Here is a 19,349-nt window from a genome sequence, read left to right as displayed (position 1 = left end):
AGAAGGACGTGATTTCATAGTGCAATGATTACGCTCGAATGGCAGGCATAGATACTGCCTGAACACACATATAGATGTTTCCATTCGACTATGACTTCCTTAAAACTCAAACTGCTTTTACCACTGACGTTTATCTCGATCGCATTTTTTTCAGGCGAACTCAAGGCGAATGCTAATGAAAAGCCGGTCACCTCGAACGGGGCTGCTCTCTTAGGTCAACCGTCGATCGACGTGAATGAATTGGCGGATCTACAAACGGGGCGACTCACCGTCGCTCAAACGACACCTTCTACTCCCAGTGAAATCGCTCCGGGTCGTGCAGTGCCCGGAAGTACACCTTCTGGGACTGAAACCAACCCCGCAGATGTGACACCGAGCAATACAACGCCTGTCACTCCGCAAAATACAACCCCGATCACACCGAACACGACAACCCCGACTACGCCAGATACCTTCACCCCTGGCACAACCCCAGTTACGCCAGATACGACAACCCCTAGCACAACCCCCGGTACAACCCCGATTACGCCGGATAGTACGCCAGGTACGACAACACCAACACCCACTACGATTCCGACTCAAGAATTCGTTCCGGGTCGAGCGACTCGCTCAGGTTCGAGCTATGTTGGAGTTGGTGGCAACATTGGGATTGGCGATGGTGATATTTCGCTAGGGCAAGGAAGCTTTGCTGTCATTAGCAAAATTGGCTTGACTCGCAATTTCTCAGTTCGCCCCTCTGTCCTGTTTAATGATGATGTTGCAATTTTGATTCCTGTGACCTATGACTTTAGCTTTGGCGAGGGTCCGACAGAGGGATTAGGATTTTCAGCGGCTCCTTATTTGGGCGTGGGTGCAGCAATTTCAACAGGCGATCGCGGCAGTGTTGGACTGCTGTTGACGGGTGGTGTTGATGTTCCCATTTCTTCTCAGTTCACAGCGACTGCTGCAGTGAATGCTTCTGTAACAGGACAAGCAGCCGTTGGCATTATGCTTGGAGTTGGCTACAACTTTGCTGGCTTCTAGGTTTGGTTCAGAACAGTAAGAAACTCCGGGTCTCTTCCAAAACTCGGAGTTTTTTGCTGTTTAAATCGCCGTGATGGTTAGAGCGCGGTCATGACTTGCATGAGTTCGTTGGAGAGATCGGGAGTTCCAAAGCTGGAATGCTTGAACAATACGCCTGCGAGGAAGTAAATATTTTGAGAATAGAAGGCTTGTCCTTGCTCGCGTAGTTGTCCAATCCACTTTTTCACTTTTGGCTCAGAACTATAGCAGCCAAACTTTAACGGAGTGACCATAAAATCTGCAACGGTATAGCCTTGGCCTGCTGCCCATTGTAATGTTTCGATTGGGTTTGAATAGCTCGATATCAATAGCATCACGTTTGGATAGTCTAAAGTGAGCAATCGATTGGTAATGGTTGCACCATCTGTTCCGCCATGCAGTAAAGGCATCCGAATCTTGTTGTCAGGAGCGGGGATGTAAGGCGGGTTCGCAATCAAATAGTTTGCATCTGTTGAAGCAAAGTCAAAGAAAGACTGATTGTGCAAAATGTACTTGTCCTGCAAGTTACATTGATCAACTCTAGATTTGGCAACCTCATAAGCTGCTGAGTTTAATTCAAACCCATGAATCTCACTCTGGAAGTGCGATCGCATCAATGAATTAATTACCGGACTGCCATCACCTGCACCAAATTCAACAATCAAATCGCAGTCTGTACATTGAGAAAAAACCAATCGCTCTAGACAATGCGAATAAAAATGAGACTCTTCAGGACAGAAGAAGACTTCGGGTGCTGTGATATTGCGTATAAGTGTTCCAGTCAAGATATTATCCTCGTTTGTTGCAAATTGCTGTGAAAAATGGTGGGGAGATAGGGGAATAGGGGCATAGGGAGAAAGGTAGAAGTGGTTCTTGCTTCCCATCTCCCTATCTCCCTATCCCTCTATCTTTCTCAATTTGACTAACTCCTAGATCCGCTCCCTATCCAATGGTGGGAAGTGACGCTGTTTGAACCCCGTGGCGAATTGTGTTGACGATCGCTGCTCCCGCTCGATCGCCCATCAATTTCTCTTGGTCGTATCCCAAGACTAGCTGCCATGCTTGTTCGGGGTACATGTCTACAAGCGGCAAAGTCACGTTTTCGATCATCCAGCGTCCGTGCCGTTCATCTTCTCGGATATGGAGATCCCAATATCCCATTGCACCATCGGATAGCTCTAACCGCTGTGCTGCTGCGAGATAGTTTCGATACGCTGAAGGACCTGCTACTTCAAAGTAGGCTAATCCACCGTTGTATCTGAGGAAATGCCGCTTACACTCGGTCAGGAGAAAGTTGTGATTCGTGGTTGCGAGTGCTTGCCACGGAACGAGATCAAAGTAAACTTCGGGCTGAGTACTCAAGCGCAACTCAGTCATCATTTGTGCAAAGAAAGTCGAATGCTTGCGAGCGAGACGACCATTCCCGTACTCTTCCAGTAATACCTTGGTTAAAGTTGCTTGCACTTCGTTGGCAGCACCCCCGAGAATTCGGGAGAGCCGACTTGCTTCGACTAAGCCATCAAAAGAAGTGATCGCTAGGAGATAGCGATACCCTTCAAAGGGCATGTGCTTACGCAGGTAGAGTGCATCTTCTGATAAGGTCGGATCGAGATCGGCAGCATAGCGATCGAGCAATGCCTGTTTGATATCAATATCGTGGTACGCCTCAACACTAAGGTGTGCTAATTCCCAGTCTTGCCAAGCCGTTTCGATCTGATTGCGAATTTTTTGGAGATAGAGCGATCGCTCGTTTGTATAATGCGTTAAGTCGTCATACCAGAATAAATTTAAGCGATTAATTCGATAGAGAACGCGCTGCAAAAATAGATGCGCCGCATCGCTACTTTGTGATTGCTGATAGGCTTCTTTGATTGCTGAATTGAGCGCAGTTTCAAAGTACCGAACTTGAGAATCAAATAAGTTCAATCGTTGATCTAAGTTCTCAACTTCGATCAAATTGCCTAACGTCTTTTCAGCTTTATAGTATGGATTGCTTTTGACATCTGCCTCGATCTCGTCTGGTAGTAACACTTGCGCCGACGGAGGCGTAACTAAACTGCCCTGCATGTATTTCTCTGAATCAACTATTTTCGCTCTCATCATGATTGATTTGAACAAAAAGATTCATCCTCCCAAGATAGAGGGTAAATCTTTCTTGAGAGGGGTTTTCAACTTGATCCTGACGAGGGAAATTGAGTATTGATGGCAGTCGAAAAGCCTATCAATACTCAATTTATACCTTTAAAAGATCTTTTAAGAGGATGTTTCAAGAGTATAAAACCCTCTAAGTAAGATCGAGTGAATCGATCGTCGCTTTAATCGCTTCTGCCAGCCTTTGCACATCAGGTTCTCGCATAATACTATGATGATCTCCGGCAAACACCTCAACTTCAATCTGATCAGAGACAAACTTCTCCCACCCAGATTGTTCAATCAGTGACTTAGATTCATCTGTGATCTGACTGAAGTAGAAATAGATCCGACCCGGATAAGCGCAAGATGGAATATAACTGTGAACAGCCTCCCCTCCTCGAAACATCCATTCTCGTTGTGCCTGCTGTGCTGGCGACTCTGGCTTGAACACCCGCTTGATTGAGGTAAGCAGGCGATCGATGAGAGAAGGAACTCGCTTAATCTCGTGCACAACATAGTCGAGCCGATCAGAAGGCTTCAACCCGATTAATTTCTGAGAATGGAAGTACAGCGTCCGAATCACAGGCAGTTCTGGGAGAGGTTTGGGTCTCTGGCGTTGCATCTGTGAAGCTAACCAGCTTTCTGCTAACGCGAGGAATGCAACTTCCTCGCCTTGAGCTTGAAGTTGGAGGGCTGTTTCAAACGCGACCAACCCGCCCATACAAAACCCCCCTAGTAGATAGGGGCCTTGAGGCTGAAGTCTTTTGAGTTCCGCAAGACAAAGCTTTGCTCGATCGCGAATGTGTTCGGCAGGTTCTAGAACCTCCAATAGTCCAGTATCTAGATAAATCAAAGGTTGATCTGCTCCAAGATGCTGAGTGAGTGCAGCGGCTTCAGTCGGATGCTGAGAATACCAAAATAGCGATCGCAGTTGAGTTTGGGCAGCATCAAGCTTGATTTGCTCTTGCTCTAATCGCTGCGCCATTTGCTTGACTGTTGGCGCTTGAAATACGGCAAATAAGGGGAGTTTTCTGCCGATCAGTTGTTCGATCGCGCTTTGAAGCCGCACAGCTAAGAGCGAGTGACCGCCAATCTCAAAGAAATTATCATCTGTGCTAAGTGACTGCATTCCTGAAACGCTCTGCCAAATCTGGAGCAGTTGTGTTTCTAAAGGACTGGTGACTAAATTCGGATTTGCACTATCAGAAAGGTTTTCAGATGACTTGAAATGGTGGAGTTTCGCGCGATCGACTTTACCATTTGGGGTGAGTGGGAAAGTTTCGAGAATATGGAATGCCTGTGGCAGCATATAGTCTGGGAGAGTTTGCTGAAGAAACTGCCGCAATGATTTCGGAGAAATCGTTTGTGTAGACGTGAGATAAGCCTGCAAGGATTTGTCTTGAGCGTCGGTGTGCTCAATGACAACGATCGCATCTTGCACATCAGGATGCTGTCTGAGCGCTGTCTCAATTTCTCCCAGTTCGATCCGAAATCCCCGCAGCTTAATCTGATGATCGAATCGTCCTAAAAAGTCTAGATTGCCATTCGGCAGATAGCGCGCTCGATCGCCCGTTCGATACAGTTGGACTGGAACTCCATCAATTTGAGTCGAAACAAACTGTGAAGCATCGGGACGATGGAGATAGCCCAATGCTAATCCATCTCCCGCGAGACAAATTTCACCGGGAATCCCAACTGGAACGGGTTGAAGATGGCGATCGAGTAAAAAGATTTGCGTATTTGAGATCGGGCGACCAATTGGCAGCGTTGAGGAAACTTGCTCAACGCGATACCAGGAAGAAAAAGTCGTGTTTTCCGTCGGTCCATACACATGTAAAAATTGATCAGGTGCGCCGCACTCGAACACTTGATTGACCCACTGTGGATCAGTTACTTCTCCACCTACAAGTAGATATCGCAGAGTTTGGAATGCAGTAGGAACATGCTGAGCGAGTTGATGAAACAATGCAGTGGTGAGAAACAACACCCGAATCGAGTGAGTCTGCAATGCTGCTGCAAATTCGTTAGGCGAGAGAAGAACAGCTTTGGGTACGATCGCGAGGGTTGTGCCATTGAGTAAAGCACCCCAGATTTCAAACGTAGCGGCATCAAACGAACAATTTGAAACCTGAGCGATCACATCTGAAGCTTGTAAATCGACATAATTCGTATTCAGGACTAATCGCATGACTGCACGATGTGGAACCATCACACCTTTGGGATTGCCAGTAGAACCAGAGGTGTAAAGGATGTAAGCCAAATCCTGTGCAGTATTGACAGGAGCGAGATTCTCTGGAATGTTCTCTAGCTGGAGCGCATCAAGATTGATCACTTGGCAGTTCGAGAATGCTGCCGGAAAGATTGATTCACTCTCATGCAGAAGAATGCGAGCTTGGGTATCTTCGAGCATGTAGCTCAGACGATCGACTGGATAAGTGGGATCGAGTGGGAGATAAGCCCCTCCTGCTTTGAGAATTGCCAGCAGCGCAATGATCAGCTTGGGCGATCGCTCTAAGTGAACTGCGATCGCTTGATTAGGTTGAACGTCTAAAGTTCTCAAATAGTGTGCAAGTTGATTCGCTTGCTGATTAAGTTCGCGATAGCTGTAGCGCTGCTCGTCCATGACGAGTGCGATCGCGTCAGGAGTTTGTTCGACTTGAGCTTCAAACTGTTGATGAATGCAAGTCGTTCGAGGATAGTCTGTATGGGTTTGATTCCAGTCTAGGAACTGCTGTTTTTCAGAAAGTGTAAGAATGGGCAGGGTTGAGATCGACTGATCCGGTGCTTCGATGATTCCATTGAGAAGAATTTCAAAGTGCTGGCTCATTTGTTCGATCGTGCTGCGGTCAAGAACCTCTGTGCGATAGAGCCACGAAACTTTTAATCCTTGAGTACTTTCGGTACAGGACAGCACCAGATCGAATTGAGCAGTTTCCGTGTCGATCAAAATTGGGGTTGAATTGGCAATGCTCAGAGACGAATCAGATGCATTTTTCAGCACAAACATGACTTGAACTAAAGGATTCTGATTCAAGCGGCGTTCTGGTTGCAGTTCTTCAACGAGCTTCTCAAAGGGCAAATCTTGATGTTCGTAAGCAGAGAGAACAACATCACGCACTCGACTCAAGAGCGATCGAAATGTGGGTTGATCGCTCAAATCTGTCCGAAGGACAAGTGTATTGACGAAAAAACCAATTAAGCCTTCAACATCAACCCATTTCCGATTCGCGATCGCAGAGCCAATCAGCATATCTTCTTGCTGAGTATAGCGGTATAGCAATGTTTTAAAAGCAGTTAGTAACATCATAAATAGAGTTACTTTTTCTTGCTGCGCGAATTGCTGAATGGTTTGAGTAAGTGTTTTGGAGAGAGTTAGAGAATATCTTTCACCTGCATCAGTTTGAACTGTTGAACAACTTGGGGTTGCCTTTGTAAAACAGTTGGAAAGTTCCAGAACGGGCAATTCTCCGGCTAAGCGTTGCTTCCAGTAATCAAGCTGTTGAGTTAAAACGTCGCCGCTGAGCCATTGTTTTTGCCATTGAGCAAAATCAGCATATTGAATCGGCAGTGCAGGGAGTGAGATCGGATTACCCGCTGTAAACGCAGTATAGTAGGCATCGATTTCGCGCAGGAGAATGTTCCCTGACCAACCATCTGAAGCAATGTGATGGAGCAATAAGAGTAAAGCTTGTTCACCATCGGGAAGACGAAATAGCGTAACTTTGAGCATCAAATCCTGACGCAGATCAAATGATTGCTGAGCCGCTCGAGTCAACGATCGCTGAAGTTCACTTTTCTGCTCCAAATCAATGATGACGAGATTTACAGGACGCGGCGGATGAATCACCTGAACAGGTTCATCTGCAATCAGATCAAATGTGGTACGGAGGACTTCATGACGCTCCACGATCGTATTGAGCGCTTGCTGTAGGGCAGAAAGATTTAGCTCAGACGGAAAGTGAAGTGCGATCGGAATATTGTAAATCGCAGTATCCGGTTGCAGTTGCGCGAGAAACCAGAGTCGTTGTTGAGCAAAAGAAAGCGCACAGGGGGATTGCTGCGATCGCTTTGGAATTTGAGAAATGGCAGGTTTTTGCTGTTTTTTGAGAAGCTGTGCTTCAAGTAAGGCACGTTTTTCGGGCGAGAGTTGCGCCAATCGCTGGTTGAGTAAATCAGTTGACCGCATCAGATCCGTCCTCAAGTAGATTGAGCAGTTGAAGTAACTCTTCGTCCTCTAATGTTTCAAGCTGCTGTTGAGTGATGGCGATCGCTAACTCTGCGATCGTCGGTGATTCAAACAAGCAACGGAGCGGCAAATTGATGTGCAACTCAGCATCAATGCGGGTGATGATTCGAGTCGCCATTAAGGAGTGTCCTCCTAACTCAAAGAAATTATCATTGACGCTGATTTCTTTGAGACCAAGTACCTGTTGCCAGATCTCTGCAAGCTTTGCTTCGATAGGCGTGCGTGGTAAAGCGGCATCACTCTCTAGCTGCTTCGTTGGAGCCGGAAGCGATCGCCGATCAATTTTCCCCGTTGGTGTGAGCGGCAAGGTGTCGAGAACCACGATCGCGTTCGGGATCATGTAATCCGGTAACTTTGATTTCAGAAACGATCGCAACTCAGCGACATCCACAGGTTGAGCGAGTACGACATAGGCGACAAGCGTTTTTTCGTTAGATTGGTCTTCTCGTACGATTGCGACAGCGATTTGTACTGCTTTTTGCTCCATGAGTACGGATTCAATCTCACCTAGCTCAATCCGAAATCCGCGAATTTTCACCTGATGATCGATCCGACCTAAGTACTCAACATTGCCGTCTGGGAGATATCGCACTAGATCGCCCGTTTTGTACAATCGGGTTCCTTTGGCAATGTCTTGCAAACTGGGTGGAATAGGAATAAACCGTTCTGTGGTGAGATCTGGACGATTAAGATAAGCGATCGCTAAGCCATCCCCACCAATGTGCAGTTCACCAGGAACGCCAATCGGCAACGGTTGTAAATGTCGATCAAGAACATAGAGCTGCGTATTCGCGATCGGGCGACCAATTGCAGGTGATTTTTCAGCCGTTCTCACTCGATAGAGGGTCGAATAGATGGTGGTTTCGGTGGGTCCGTAAAGATTCCAAACGCAATTACTCTGAGCGAGAAGACGACTCGCGAGATCTTTAGATAAGGCTTCTCCACCACAGAGGATTTTCAAGTGAGGCTGGCTCTGCCATTGAGATCCAAGTAAAATTTGCCAGGTTGCAGGCGTAAAATTTGCGATCGTTGCCCCGCTCGACTGCATTAACGCAGCAAGACGCTTGCCGTCGCGCACGACTTCTTGTGGAGCAATGACGAGTTTTGCTCCTGCAATTAAAGGCGAGTACAGTTCAAAAGCAGCCACATCGAAGCAAAAAGACGCAACTGCAACCCAAGTATCGTTGGCATTGAGTGAAAAAAATCTCTGTCCTGCCCACACTGCATTGACCAGAGATTGATGAGCAATGATCACTCCTTTAGGCTTTCCGGTTGAGCCAGATGTGTAGAGGAGGTAGGCTCGATCAGATAGGGTTGTCGTGAGTGTCGGATTTTCTGAATTCAGAATCTCACTGTGTTGATCGAGGACAATGAGATGGACAGGATGAGCATCAAAAGCATCAACATGCCAAGATTGAGTGACTAAAATCGAGAGTTCTGCGTCTTCTAACATTAAAGCTAGGCGCGATCTCGGATAAGTTGGATCAAGCGGCACATAAGCTCCCCCCGCTTTGAGAATTCCTAGCATTCCAACAATCATGTCGAGTGAGCGATCGACACACAATCCGACAAATTGGTTCGGAACAACTCCCAATCGTTGCAAGTGATGAGCAAGTTGATTTGCGCGTTGATTCAGTTCTCGATAGGTCAGGGATGCTGCTGAAAATTCAACAGCGATCGCATCGGGTGTTTTCTCAACTTGAGCTTCAAATAACTGATGAATGCAACAATCTGGATAATCGTGCTCAGTATTATTCCATTCGACTAAAGACTGATATTGTTCGGCTTCTGTGAGTAAAGGAAGTTCTGATAATGTGCGATCGCAATTCTGTACAATCCCGGAAAGTAACGTGAGTAAATGCCCACTCATGCGCTCGATCGTTTCTGGCTCAAATAAGTCTGTGTTGTACTCAAACCTTGCTTGTAGCTGTCGATCAACTTGACTCATTTCCAACGTCAGATCAAACTTAGCAATCTCTCTGTCTAGAGACATAGGGTGCAATTCCAGCCCAGAAAGAGTTTGCACTTTTTCTGGTAGGTTTCGCAGTGCAAACATCGTTTGGAACAGAGGATTTTGACTCAGACTGCGCTCAGGCTGCAAAGCTTGTACTAGTTTCTCAAACGGAAAACTCTGGTGGCTGTAGGCATCTAATGCCATTTCTCGCACGCGTTTTACCAAAGTGCGAAACGTCGGTTGCCCACTCAGATCTGATCTCAGCACGAGCGTATTGGCAAAAAAACCAATCAAGGGTTCAGTCTCGATCCGATTTCGATTCGCGATCGGAGTTCCAATCCAAAGGTCTTCTTGCTGCGTATAGCGATAGAGTAAGGTGTTAAACGCTGCCAGAAGTACCATAAACAAAGTAGCTTGTTCTTGCTGCGCGAGTTGAATCAACGCTGTGGTTAATGCTTCCGGCACTGTGAAACGGTAGTGTGCGCCTGTGAAGGTTTGCACGGCTGGACGGGCGTGATCTGTGGGTAGCTCCAACATTGGAATTGTTCCACCCAATTGCTTTGTCCAATACTCAAACTGCGATCGCAATTTTCCCGTTTCAAATTGCTGGTGTTGCCAGAGTGCAAAATCTCCATACTGAATTGGTAATTCAGAAAGCGATGAGGGGTGTTGCTTCAAAGCTGCTTCGTAGAGTTCACCTAACTCTTGCCAGAAAATCCCGACTGACCAACCATCAGAAATCAAATGATGCTGAACGAGTAAAAGCACAGATTCAGCGTGATCAAGCTGCAGTAAAGTCATTCGCCATAAGGGGTTTTCAGCCAGATCAAACGGTTGGCAGATCACTTGCTGAATGTGCTGTTGGCAGATAATTTCCCGCTCAGACTCAAGCTGAGATCGCAAATCAATTTCGGCAAACTCGATCGCAGGGTCGCCTATAATCTGCACAGGTTCGCCATTGCTCAGTCCAATCGTGGTTCGCAGGATTTCGTGTCGTTGAGCGATCGCGCTTAATGCCTGTTGCAACACCTCAACGTTCAACTGTCCCTGCACTCGCACCGCATCAGCAATGTTATATACCGGACTCTCTGGCTCTAACTGTGCCAAGAACCACAATCGCTGCTGTGTGAACGAAAGTGGAATGGGCTGTGCTGGATCGCGATGGGGAATAGTTGCAGGTTTAGCGCTCTGTTCCTGCTGCTGAAGTTTTTGTTGTAGGAGCGTGCGCTGTGCGGGAGATAGGTTGGCAAGGCGTTGGGCAAGATCTTTCATAGGTCTGGGGACTTTTACAACGATAGGTTTTCGATGAGTGCTAGGCGTTCCGCTTCTGGTCGATCCTGCAATTGATTGAACAGCGACATTAGCGTGCTAGACTCCGCACATAAGGCATCAATTCTTTCTGCTTGCTCCATGAGAGTTGGAGATTGAAATAAGGCGACCAATGGCATCTCAATCTCGAAGATCTGAGTAATCCGCACGATGATTTGAGTTGCTTTGAGTGAATCTCCTCCTAAGGCAAAGAAATTGTCGTGTCGTCCGAGGTTGCAGTCCGTTCCTAAAACTTCAGCCCAAATAGCAGCAAGTTTCTGTTCCGACTCAGTTCGAGGAACAACAAACTCAGGTTTCAATTGATCAACGAGCTTTTCAAACAAACCAATCCGTTGTAGCTTTCCAGTTGCGCCCGTGGGAATGGCATCGACCATCACGACTTGACTGGGCACTTTGAAATCTGCCATCTTTTGGAACAAGATCTGGCGAATTTTTATTGCACTCAAATTAGCTCCCGGATGTAGGACAACTGCGGCTGCAACATCTTCGCCCAGAGTCGGATGCGGGACTGCAAATGTCACCGCTTGAAAGACTTCTGGGATGTCCATCAGTACGGCATCAACTTCTAAAGGTGCAATCTTTTCTCCACCCCGATTGATGATTTCTTTTAATCGCCCTTGCAAGAATAGAAAGCCATCGGCATCGAAATAGCCTTGATCTCCGGTTCTAAACCAACCTTGAGTCAATGCTTTTGCTGTCGCTTCCGGATTCTGTTCATATCCAGATGTGACATTTGCACCTCGAATCACAACTTCCCCGATCGCACTCGGTTGAAGCAATTGTCCTGTTTCATCCATGATCGCAACCTCTAGCCCGATCGCTTTTCCGACTGAGCCAGCTTTACGATCGCTAGGTGACAGCAGATTACTGGTCATTTGATGGGCTGCTTCGGTCATGCCATACGCTTCGATGACAGGAACTTTAAAGGTTGTTTCTAGTAAATTTTTGACCTGAGTGGGGAGTGCAGCAGAAGAAGAACGAATCAAACGCAGAGCCGAGTGCTCAAGTCGATCGCGCTGTTGTTCGGCTTGAGTCAAAATGGCTTGATGAATAGTAGGAACTGCACTGTACCAAGTCGGCTGAAAAGTTTCAAACCAGTCAAAAAATCGAGCGGCTTGAAATCCCGGTGTACAAATCACTTGCCCACCTGCTGCGATCGATGCAAGTAGTACGCCGACCAATCCATGAATGTGAAACAGGGGCATTAAACTCAGACAGCGATCACTTGGCGTTAATTCCAAAGTTGTCGCCACATTGTTGGCAGAAGTCCATAGGTTGCGATGGGTGAGAGGAACCATTTTTGGACGAGAGGTTGTGCCTGAGGTGTGCAGGATCAGTGCGACATCATCAGGTTTTGCAAACTCAGGATGTCCATCACACACTGCGTGACCTTCTAGCTCAAATTGTCCTGCTGAGGTTGGAATGAGGTCGAGAACTGGAATGTTGCGAGCCTGGGCGCTCGAACGTGCGGGTGAGGGTTGTCCGGCGAGAATGATCAGTGCTTTTGCTTGCAAGTCGTCTAAATAGAAATCAAATTCTGCACGTTGATAATTTGGATTCAGCGGCGCACAGGTCGCACAACTCGCGATCGCGAGAAAAACAACTGCCATTTCCGTCCCATTGGGGAGCACAACTGCAATCCGATCGTTGGGCTGAATCCCGTGGGCTGTGAGGATGTGGGTAACTTTTGTAATCTGACTGTGGAGGGCTTCATAGGTTAAGCCAGATTGCGGAGGTTCGTAGACAGATCGAAGCGCGATTGAGCTAGGCTGACATTCCGCTTGAACTGCAACGAGATGATGAAGCGTGAGATTCGCATCGCTGTATCTCAATAGAAACCTCCATGACAGAAGTTAAAATTACAACATATTATACTGACGGACTCTCAGATGACCCGGAAATTGCGATCGGCGAATCTGAATGCCAAATCATGTCTTAATTGCGACGCATGATCCCTTGGCATTCAAAAATTTCAGATATACAGATAAACCAGACTAAACAGAGATTTGAGCGATCCAGTCTTTTCCAAAAGGCTCCGCACGGTTAGCCCTAGCATCCCATTTCGGTATGGGTGAATGGGTCTCAACGATTACCTGCAAAATATTCTCTAAGCCTTCTTCCCAAACTTTGACTTCAAATCATCTAACGACGCTGGCTTTTGCTGCGATTTCGATTTTTCTGGGGTTCTTCGTTCGGGTTGTTTCTGTCCTGAGGTCTTCACTGCTTGAGAGGCTTTTGAACCCGATTGTTCTCCTGACTTCATTGATAAACTGATTCGTTTCAGTGCTTCATTCACTTCTAAAACGCGCACTTTGACAACCTGTCCAACTTTCACAATTTGATTCGGATCGCTGACAAAGCGATCGCTCATTTGCGACACGTGAATCAAGCCGTCCTGATGCACACCGATATCAACAAATGCTCCAAAATTCGCCACATTGGTGACAATTCCTTCGAGTTCCATGCCGACTCGGAGATCTGAAATTTCTTTGATGCCTTCTTTGAAGGTTGCGTACTTAAATTCAGCACGCGGATCACGTCCAGGTTTTTCTAGTTCTGCAATGATGTCGCGCAGTGTCGGTTCACCGATCGCGTCTGTCACATACTTCTTTAAATTCGTTTTAAGTTGCGCTGCGATCTGCGCCGTTTGGGTCAGAGGGACGTTGAGATCTTTAGCGATCGCTTCTAAAATTGCGTAGCTTTCTGGGTGAACGGCAGTATTGTCTAATGGATTTTTACCGTCGCGAATTCTCAGAAAACCCGCAGCTTGTTCAAAGGTTTTTGCACCCAATTTTGGGACTTTGAGCAATGAGTTACGATCTTTGAACGCACCATTCTGATTGCGATAGTTCACAATGTTATTCGCAACCGTTGAACTCACACCAGAAACAAACATTAATAGCTCTTTCGATGCTGTATTGAGGTCAACTCCGACATAGTTTACGCAACTTTCAACCGTTTCATCTAGCTTTTTCTTCAGTAGCTTTTGATCCACATCATGTTGATACTGTCCGACTCCGATCGATTTTGGATCAATCTTGACTAATTCTGCTAACGGATCTTGCAAACGCCGTCCAATGCTAATTGCGCCTCTGACGGTGATATCAAGTTCGGGAAACTCTGCGATCGCAACTGGACTTGCTGAATAAATTGAAGCACCGGATTCATTCACAATCACTTTAATCGGCTTGCGTTCTAAAGTCGTTAAAACTTCTGCGACAAATTCATCAGTTTCGCGGCTCGCAGTTCCATTTCCGATCGCAATGAGTTCAATTTGATATTGCTCAATCAACTTCTTCAAAGACACGGCTGCTTGCTTGCGCTTCTCAGCCCCAGTGTGTGGAAAGATTGCTTCGTATTTGAGAAATTGACCCGTTTGATCCAGGACTGAAACTTTGCAGCCTGTTCGGAAACCCGGATCGACGGCGAGCGTTGGCTTCATTCCAGCCGGAGCCGAAAGCAGTAACTCGCGCAAATTAGTTTCAAAGGTTTTAATCGATTCGATATCGGCTTCTTGTTTTTTCTGCGATCGTACTTCTGAAATGATCGAAGTTTTCATCAAGCGATTGAACGCATCTTTGAGCATCGATTGATAAAATTCTCGAACAGGTTTTGCCTTTGTCCGAATCGTTTCTGACTCTAGATACTGCTGTACCGAATCCTCATCAAAGCTGAGATCAAAGCTCAGAATTCCTTCTGCCTCTCCACGGTATAGAGCGAGTAGGTTATGAGGTGCAATCTTAGTAATCTTCGCTTGATAGTTGCGGTACATTTCAAACTTTGTACTGCCCTCGGGATAGTCATCTTTGATCCGCGACACAAAGATTCCAGACTCCAAGAAAAACTCGCGCAGATACGCCCGAAATTCAGCCTTCTCGGCAACTTCTTCCGCCAAGATATCCGAAGCTCCTTGCAAAGCTTCCTCGATGGTTTTAACGCCTTTTTCTTCAGATAAATACCGCTTTGCTTCGTCTTCTAATGACGCGACAGATGCGTTGGGCTGATTCAAAGCAGCGATAAAAACAGCCAACTCACCTAAGCCTTTCTCGCGTGCGATCGTGGCTCTGGTTCTGCGCTTCGGACGATATGGCAGATACAAATCTTCTAGTTCATTCTTCTGCAAACAGGCTTCGATTTTGAGTTTCAATTCTTCCGTGAGTTTGCCTTGAGACTCGATCGATTCGAGAATGGTTTTCTTGCGTTCTTCTAATTCGGTCAGATAAGTAAAGCGATCGAACAAATCCCGCAACTGCACCTCGTCCATTTCGCCAGTTCGCTCTTTGCGATACCGTGCAATAAACGGAACCGTTGCCCCTTCTGCAAACAGTTCGAGTGCATTGCTGATCTGAAACGATCGCAGTGAGAGTTCTTCTGCCAGAAGTTGAGGGATATTCATGATCTCGGAACCCACGCTAAAAATTCTGCTGAGTTCCGAGTGTACCTTAGAATCGCTGAGGTGTCACAGTTCCCGGAGTTGTTGCGGGTGGAGCAGGCGTACTGCCGCCAGGAGAGGGCTGCGCCGGAGAGGGAGTAACGGGTGCAGGTAATGTGACTGGCGAAGTATTCGTTGCACCGGGTAAAACGGTCGGCTGCAAATCGCGGGTAATATCACTCGCGCTGATGCAAGCCGAGATCGATTGCTCGGTGGTCAACTTCAAGTCTCGACTCAAATCGACGACACAATTAGAAAACCGAGCAGGGAGCAAACTTTGACGGCAGCCATTTAAGACATTGACCAAAGCAGTTTGCGGCGCGCGACGACGAATATCGACAACACAGGTCGAAGCTTCTACTGGGCGGCGGACTTGCCGACAGACTGAGAGTGCATCCTCGGCGGACACTTCATTGCGGGTAATACGATCGACACAAATCCCCAAATCTTTGGGACGGATCGCTTTTGCACAGGCATCCGCAGCAATTTGAGCTTCGACTTTTCCACGCGTTAAATCCCGCGCACAAGCTCCAAAATCGGCTTCATCAACACCGGGACGAATAAATACGTCATCCAGCACGCCTGCTTTCACAGGTGATGCTAATGCGATTAAAGTTCCAATCACTGTCGATGTAATCAGCGATCGAGTGATTTTAGACTGCATCATTTTTGAGATCGACATCCTAAGAGTCCTCGCCCCACAGGTATACAGGAGAATTGTGGCACATTGCTGCTGAGTAGCGGCTATCAAATCGGTTTGTTCACTAAATGTTAAAAGCTAAAGTGCAATTACAAGGCTAGATTTTGCGTACGATCGCAAAAATGCAATAGAAAACTTTAAGATGACTGCCCCGGCAATTCCGACAAAAAACGCTCTACGTTTACAAGAACCTCCGGCAAGACCGTATTCATAATGTCCCACAGAATTTCATGATCAACCTGTTCGTAGCGATGAGCAATAATATTCCGTAATCCGATCATATTCCCCCAATCTACGTCAGGATGTGCCCGTTGAAACTCAGTTGAAACCCGACGAGCCGCCTCACCTAAAATCTCAAAATTGCGCTCGACTACACGACGTAACCAGAGTGTCTCTAGATATTCCATCTCAGAGACTCCAGCCATAAACTGTTGAATCTCTCGAATTGCTTCAGCTATATCCCAAAGTGCCGCAGCATCACGATCATGACTTTGCATAAATGATCTGACAGGTGCGTAAAATTTCTGCTCGACGATAAGGATTTGTCAAAAGCTCTTTTCGGACTAAATCCACTTTCCGCCCAAACAACTGCTCCAACTCAGTTTGCAAATTCTGCCAAGCTCTCCAAGACAGCCGATAACCTCTTTCAAACACCACTAAAACATCGACATCACTCGGATCGTTGCCTGTCACTCGAAAGTCATCTCGCAGTACCGATCCAAACACCCCAAATTCTGCAATGCGGTGACGATCGCACAATGCTTTAATCTCTAACACCTCTACTCTCAGACGCGCTTGCAACAGTTCCGCAATGGGTTGTGTCTGCAAAGCGATTGGTGCTGTTGTAACTGGCTCCATCGTCATGACGTGAAATACCACTCCTGTGTTCTACAGATCATAGCTAGCTTTGGAAAGAGTCAGTGAAAGTCTCACGACCCTGATTTTTGAGTAATGTGCAGCATTGTTATCGTGGCATCTTGTTTCTCAACAAAGTCACCGAATTTCTGAAGTGCGAAAATGCTTCAATAGCCGCTATTCCAACGCATTGAAGCGATCGACGATGAGGTGAGATGGGAATAGTCTGAGGTTTTCGTTTCATCGTCGATCGCTTTCACGACTCGTCGATACAAATCCTCTGCCTGCTGCGGAGAATTGCCAATGCTGGTCAATCCCAATTTCCCAAATTCAGACAGACATCCCATCAGGTGAAACACTGTTCCCGTTTCTGTACTCGTATCGAAGTGCAATTCGTGATAAGCAATGATATCCATCAAATCATTGGGTAATAATCCTCGGTATTGCGATTTCTGTAAATTATCCGTTGCCATATAGTACTTGGGTCGTCCCTGTTGGCTATAAAATAAGCCACTTGAAAGGTCATAACGCCCGTTAGTCAAAAATTTCAGCGTCATGAATGGGTGAGTTGTGCCACCTTTTCGGAGATTGATCTCGATCGCATAAACTTTCCATCCTTCTTCCCCACGTACTGCAACAAAATCGACTCCGAATCGCTCCAGCGCTCCCTTTGCGGCTAACGTCCGTCCCACGTGCAAGCTCAAATCCTGAATGCTCATTCGGTACGCTTCATCTGCCGGAAAACGACAGCCGAGATAGATTTGTCCATTCAAAATCTGGTCGTGAGTCGAGAGGATTTCGACTTCTCCATCGGGTGTGACGCGACCCTGCACACTTGGCGAAAACTTATGGTCTCCTTCGATAAAGGCTTCTGCGATCGCGCCCAATTCTGAAATTCGACCCCCATAATTTTCCCAAGTTTCCGACTTTGCCTCGAATTTGAGATGAGCAAAGTGATCGTAAATCTTTGCCACTCGCTGCTGATGCGAAATGGTTCCAGGCTTCACTTCTCCTAATTGTCGCAGATCTAAAATTGCATTTCCTTCTCCTGAAAATCCTTCATTCAGCTTAATCACGACTCGTTTTAATTCGGGATTGCGTTCCCATAACTCAGCGGTGGCAACCGCTAGATCTTTTGCATTCCAAACTAAATCACTGCCGTCTGGAAAAGGAATGCCACTTTCGGCAAAAATCTGCCGACTGCCGCTCTTGGTTCCCCAGTGCAGAAGGGTCGGATCAAGTGCATACAACGGAATGCCTAACTGCACCGACAAATCCCTCTCACACGCTGTCGAGTTGTAGCAAATCATGTATGCCCGCTCTGGGTTTACTGCTTGTCGAATCCGATCGAGTAAACGCGGTCGATCCAGAATTTTCTCAGTCAGAGGTTTCGTTGATGAATCATAAGTCGAAAGCAACAGCAAGCGATCGCGCGCATGGGAAAATGGAATACCAGGTAATAGCTGAAGATAATAATCGACGACACTCGGATGAATCGGTTGCGAAGTCACATAAACCAACCGAGTCCGAGGATTTCGCAATCGAATCAGCGAAAAGAGCAGTCGTTCTTCATAATGCAAAAAACCTTCAATTTTGAGCAGTTCATGCTGATCAATACTTAGCGACGGAATGACGATGATATCAGCATCACTCGTGTCAAACTCAACTACATTGCGCCAGCGATCGCGCAACTGATTCTGTAACTTCTGAAACTCAAGGGTTGGGTCAAGCATGTTCATGGCGCACAATTCGCGATCAAGCTGATACTCGCGATCATATCTACTGAGATTAAGGCACAGTGAAAATAGCAAGAAAGCGTAAAAATGAATAAATCAGACTTAAGAAAAATCTATCTTCAGAAGCGTCTTTCTCTCTCTCAAGTGGAGTGGAAATCAAAAAGTCACGCGATCGTTGAACATCTCAAAATTTCAGAGCTAGTGCGATCGAGCCAAACGATTCTCTCGTATTGCAGCTTCCGCCAAGAACCTGATTTAAGCGAATTGCTGACGCTGCCGAAAATTTGGGGACTCCCGCGCTGTGTGGATCAGTCTCTCTTTTGGCATGTTGCTGGCAATCTACGATCGGGCAAGTTTGGCATTCAAGAACCTGATCCCGATAGTCCTCAAATTAATGTTTCAGAAGTAGATTTAATCCTTGTCCCTTGTGTGATGTGCGATCGAAAGGGCTACCGATTGGGATATGGTGGGGGATTTTACGATCGCCTATTCAGTCAACCGGAATGGCGCGAGAAAAAGGCGATCGGCATTCTATTTGATTTTGCAGTTGTGGATGAATTAGCGATCGATGAGTGGGATCAGCCGTTAAATGCAATTTGTACAGAATCCGGACTCTACAGCCAATTGAATCATTAGAATGAGGGCATCAGATCGCTTCGGAGTGAATTTTCTGATGGAAAGCAACACTTCCCCACACCCGCACCAGGAATGGTTCGATCGAGGCAAAGAAGATGCTTGGTCAGGTCGCTCAAAGCAACCCCCTGAGCATGATCCACAGGCTGCTAGTTTTTACGACTTGGGCTATAGCGAAGGAGAAATCGAACACCCACATACAAGCGAGCCGCAGTTTAAAGCAGACTGACTTTTAGAAGATGTTTGAAAATATCAACAGTTTCCCCGCTTCGTTCTATCTCGCCCCTAGA

The 19,349-nt window shown here is 46.7% G+C and carries 13 protein-coding genes; 3 read left to right on the top strand and 10 right to left on the bottom strand.

Features of this window, described 5'->3' with window-relative positions; translation table 11 throughout:
* Nucleotides 1-90: 90 nt before the first annotated feature.
* Entirely contained in the window at nt 91-1,023 is a 933-nt protein-coding gene (locus J0L70_RS05810) for a hypothetical protein (RefSeq protein ID WP_017289435.1), read from the top strand.
* Nucleotides 1,024-1,100: 77 nt separating this feature from the next.
* Here J0L70_RS05810 and J0L70_RS05805 read toward each other — a convergent pair whose 3' ends face one another.
* The 10 genes from J0L70_RS05805 to J0L70_RS05760 all read right to left on the bottom strand — a co-directional run bounded on the left by J0L70_RS05805 (nt 1,101) and on the right by J0L70_RS05760 (nt 18,429).
* Nucleotides 1,101-1,826: an SAM-dependent methyltransferase gene (locus J0L70_RS05805; protein ID WP_199323791.1), complete on the bottom strand. Its 726-nt coding sequence runs from the start codon at nt 1,824-1,826 to the stop codon at nt 1,101-1,103.
* Between the two features lie 157 nt (nt 1,827-1,983).
* On the bottom strand, nt 1,984-3,144 hold the full coding sequence (locus J0L70_RS05800; RefSeq protein ID WP_287453517.1) for an iron-containing redox enzyme family protein: 1,161 nt from the start codon (nt 3,142-3,144) through the stop codon (nt 1,984-1,986).
* A 181-nt stretch (nt 3,145-3,325) separates the two neighbouring features.
* Nucleotides 3,326-7,360 (bottom strand): non-ribosomal peptide synthetase, encoded by a 4,035-nt coding sequence (locus J0L70_RS05795; protein ID WP_287453515.1) that lies wholly within the window; start codon nt 7,358-7,360, stop codon nt 3,326-3,328.
* Nucleotides 7,347-10,646 carry a non-ribosomal peptide synthetase gene (locus J0L70_RS05790; protein ID WP_268181785.1) on the bottom strand — a complete coding sequence of 1,100 codons (3,300 nt, stop codon included), beginning with the start codon at nt 10,644-10,646 and terminating at the stop codon, nt 7,347-7,349. Before J0L70_RS05790 ends, J0L70_RS05795 begins: the two co-directional genes overlap by 14 nt.
* Nucleotides 10,647-10,660: 14 nt before the next feature.
* Nucleotides 10,661-12,535 carry an AMP-binding protein gene (locus J0L70_RS05785; protein ID WP_287453512.1) on the bottom strand — a complete coding sequence of 625 codons (1,875 nt, stop codon included), beginning with the start codon at nt 12,533-12,535 and terminating at the stop codon, nt 10,661-10,663.
* Between the two features lie 275 nt (nt 12,536-12,810).
* Entirely contained in the window at nt 12,811-15,099 is a 2,289-nt protein-coding gene (locus J0L70_RS05780; RefSeq protein ID WP_287453510.1) for a Tex family protein, read from the bottom strand.
* Between the two features lie 46 nt (nt 15,100-15,145).
* Nucleotides 15,146-15,817 (bottom strand): hypothetical protein, encoded by a 672-nt coding sequence (locus J0L70_RS05775; protein ID WP_017289427.1) that lies wholly within the window; start codon nt 15,815-15,817, stop codon nt 15,146-15,148.
* A gap of 155 nt (nt 15,818-15,972) precedes the next feature.
* The gene (locus tag J0L70_RS05770) at nt 15,973-16,332 is read right to left on the bottom strand and encodes a HepT-like ribonuclease domain-containing protein (protein WP_190651249.1); all 360 of its coding nucleotides are present in this window, start codon (nt 16,330-16,332) and stop codon (nt 15,973-15,975) included.
* On the bottom strand, nt 16,319-16,693 hold the full coding sequence (locus J0L70_RS05765; RefSeq protein ID WP_071596232.1) for a nucleotidyltransferase family protein: 375 nt from the start codon (nt 16,691-16,693) through the stop codon (nt 16,319-16,321). Before J0L70_RS05765 ends, J0L70_RS05770 begins: the two co-directional genes overlap by 14 nt.
* 164 nt (nt 16,694-16,857) lie before the next feature.
* Nucleotides 16,858-18,429 carry a peptide ligase PGM1-related protein gene (locus J0L70_RS05760; RefSeq protein ID WP_353736613.1) on the bottom strand — a complete coding sequence of 524 codons (1,572 nt, stop codon included), beginning with the start codon at nt 18,427-18,429 and terminating at the stop codon, nt 16,858-16,860.
* Nucleotides 18,430-18,513: 84 nt separating this feature from the next.
* On the opposite strand from J0L70_RS05760, the gene J0L70_RS05755 reads away from it, so the two are divergent.
* Nucleotides 18,514-19,062, top strand: coding sequence for a 5-formyltetrahydrofolate cyclo-ligase (locus J0L70_RS05755; RefSeq protein ID WP_287453507.1), 549 nt, complete (start codon nt 18,514-18,516; stop codon nt 19,060-19,062).
* Between the two features lie 37 nt (nt 19,063-19,099).
* Nucleotides 19,100-19,288 carry a hypothetical protein gene (locus J0L70_RS05750; protein WP_287453506.1) on the top strand — a complete coding sequence of 63 codons (189 nt, stop codon included), beginning with the start codon at nt 19,100-19,102 and terminating at the stop codon, nt 19,286-19,288.
* Nucleotides 19,289-19,349: the final 61 nt, after the last annotated feature.

This window comes from Leptolyngbya sp. UWPOB_LEPTO1 (genome assembly GCF_017302695.1).
GTDB lineage: Bacteria > Cyanobacteriota > Cyanobacteriia > Leptolyngbyales > Leptolyngbyaceae > Leptolyngbya > Leptolyngbya boryana.
This window is presented reverse-complemented; position numbering and strand designations above follow the sequence as displayed.

Excerpts from the sequence above, each read along its gene's own strand:
- J0L70_RS05795 (WP_287453515.1), bottom strand. The coding sequence starts at position 7,360 with ATGCGGTCAACTGATTTACTCAACCAGCGATTGGCGCAACTCTCGCCC.
- J0L70_RS05760 (WP_353736613.1), bottom strand. The coding sequence starts at position 18,429 with ATGAACATGCTTGACCCAACCCTTGAGTTTCAGAAGTTACAGAATCAG.
- J0L70_RS05800 (WP_287453517.1), bottom strand. The coding sequence starts at position 3,144 with ATGATGAGAGCGAAAATAGTTGATTCAGAGAAATACATGCAGGGCAGT.
- J0L70_RS05775 (WP_017289427.1), bottom strand. The coding sequence starts at position 15,817 with ATGTCGATCTCAAAAATGATGCAGTCTAAAATCACTCGATCGCTGATT.
- J0L70_RS05790 (WP_268181785.1), bottom strand. The coding sequence starts at position 10,646 with ATGAAAGATCTTGCCCAACGCCTTGCCAACCTATCTCCCGCACAGCGC.
- J0L70_RS05810 (WP_017289435.1), top strand. The coding sequence starts at position 91 with ATGACTTCCTTAAAACTCAAACTGCTTTTACCACTGACGTTTATCTCG.
- J0L70_RS05755 (WP_287453507.1), top strand. The coding sequence starts at position 18,514 with ATGAATAAATCAGACTTAAGAAAAATCTATCTTCAGAAGCGTCTTTCT.
- J0L70_RS05780 (WP_287453510.1), bottom strand. The coding sequence starts at position 15,099 with ATGAATATCCCTCAACTTCTGGCAGAAGAACTCTCACTGCGATCGTTT.
- J0L70_RS05765 (WP_071596232.1), bottom strand. The coding sequence starts at position 16,693 with ATGGAGCCAGTTACAACAGCACCAATCGCTTTGCAGACACAACCCATT.
- J0L70_RS05770 (WP_190651249.1), bottom strand. The coding sequence starts at position 16,332 with ATGCAAAGTCATGATCGTGATGCTGCGGCACTTTGGGATATAGCTGAA.
- J0L70_RS05750 (WP_287453506.1), top strand. The coding sequence starts at position 19,100 with ATGGAAAGCAACACTTCCCCACACCCGCACCAGGAATGGTTCGATCGA.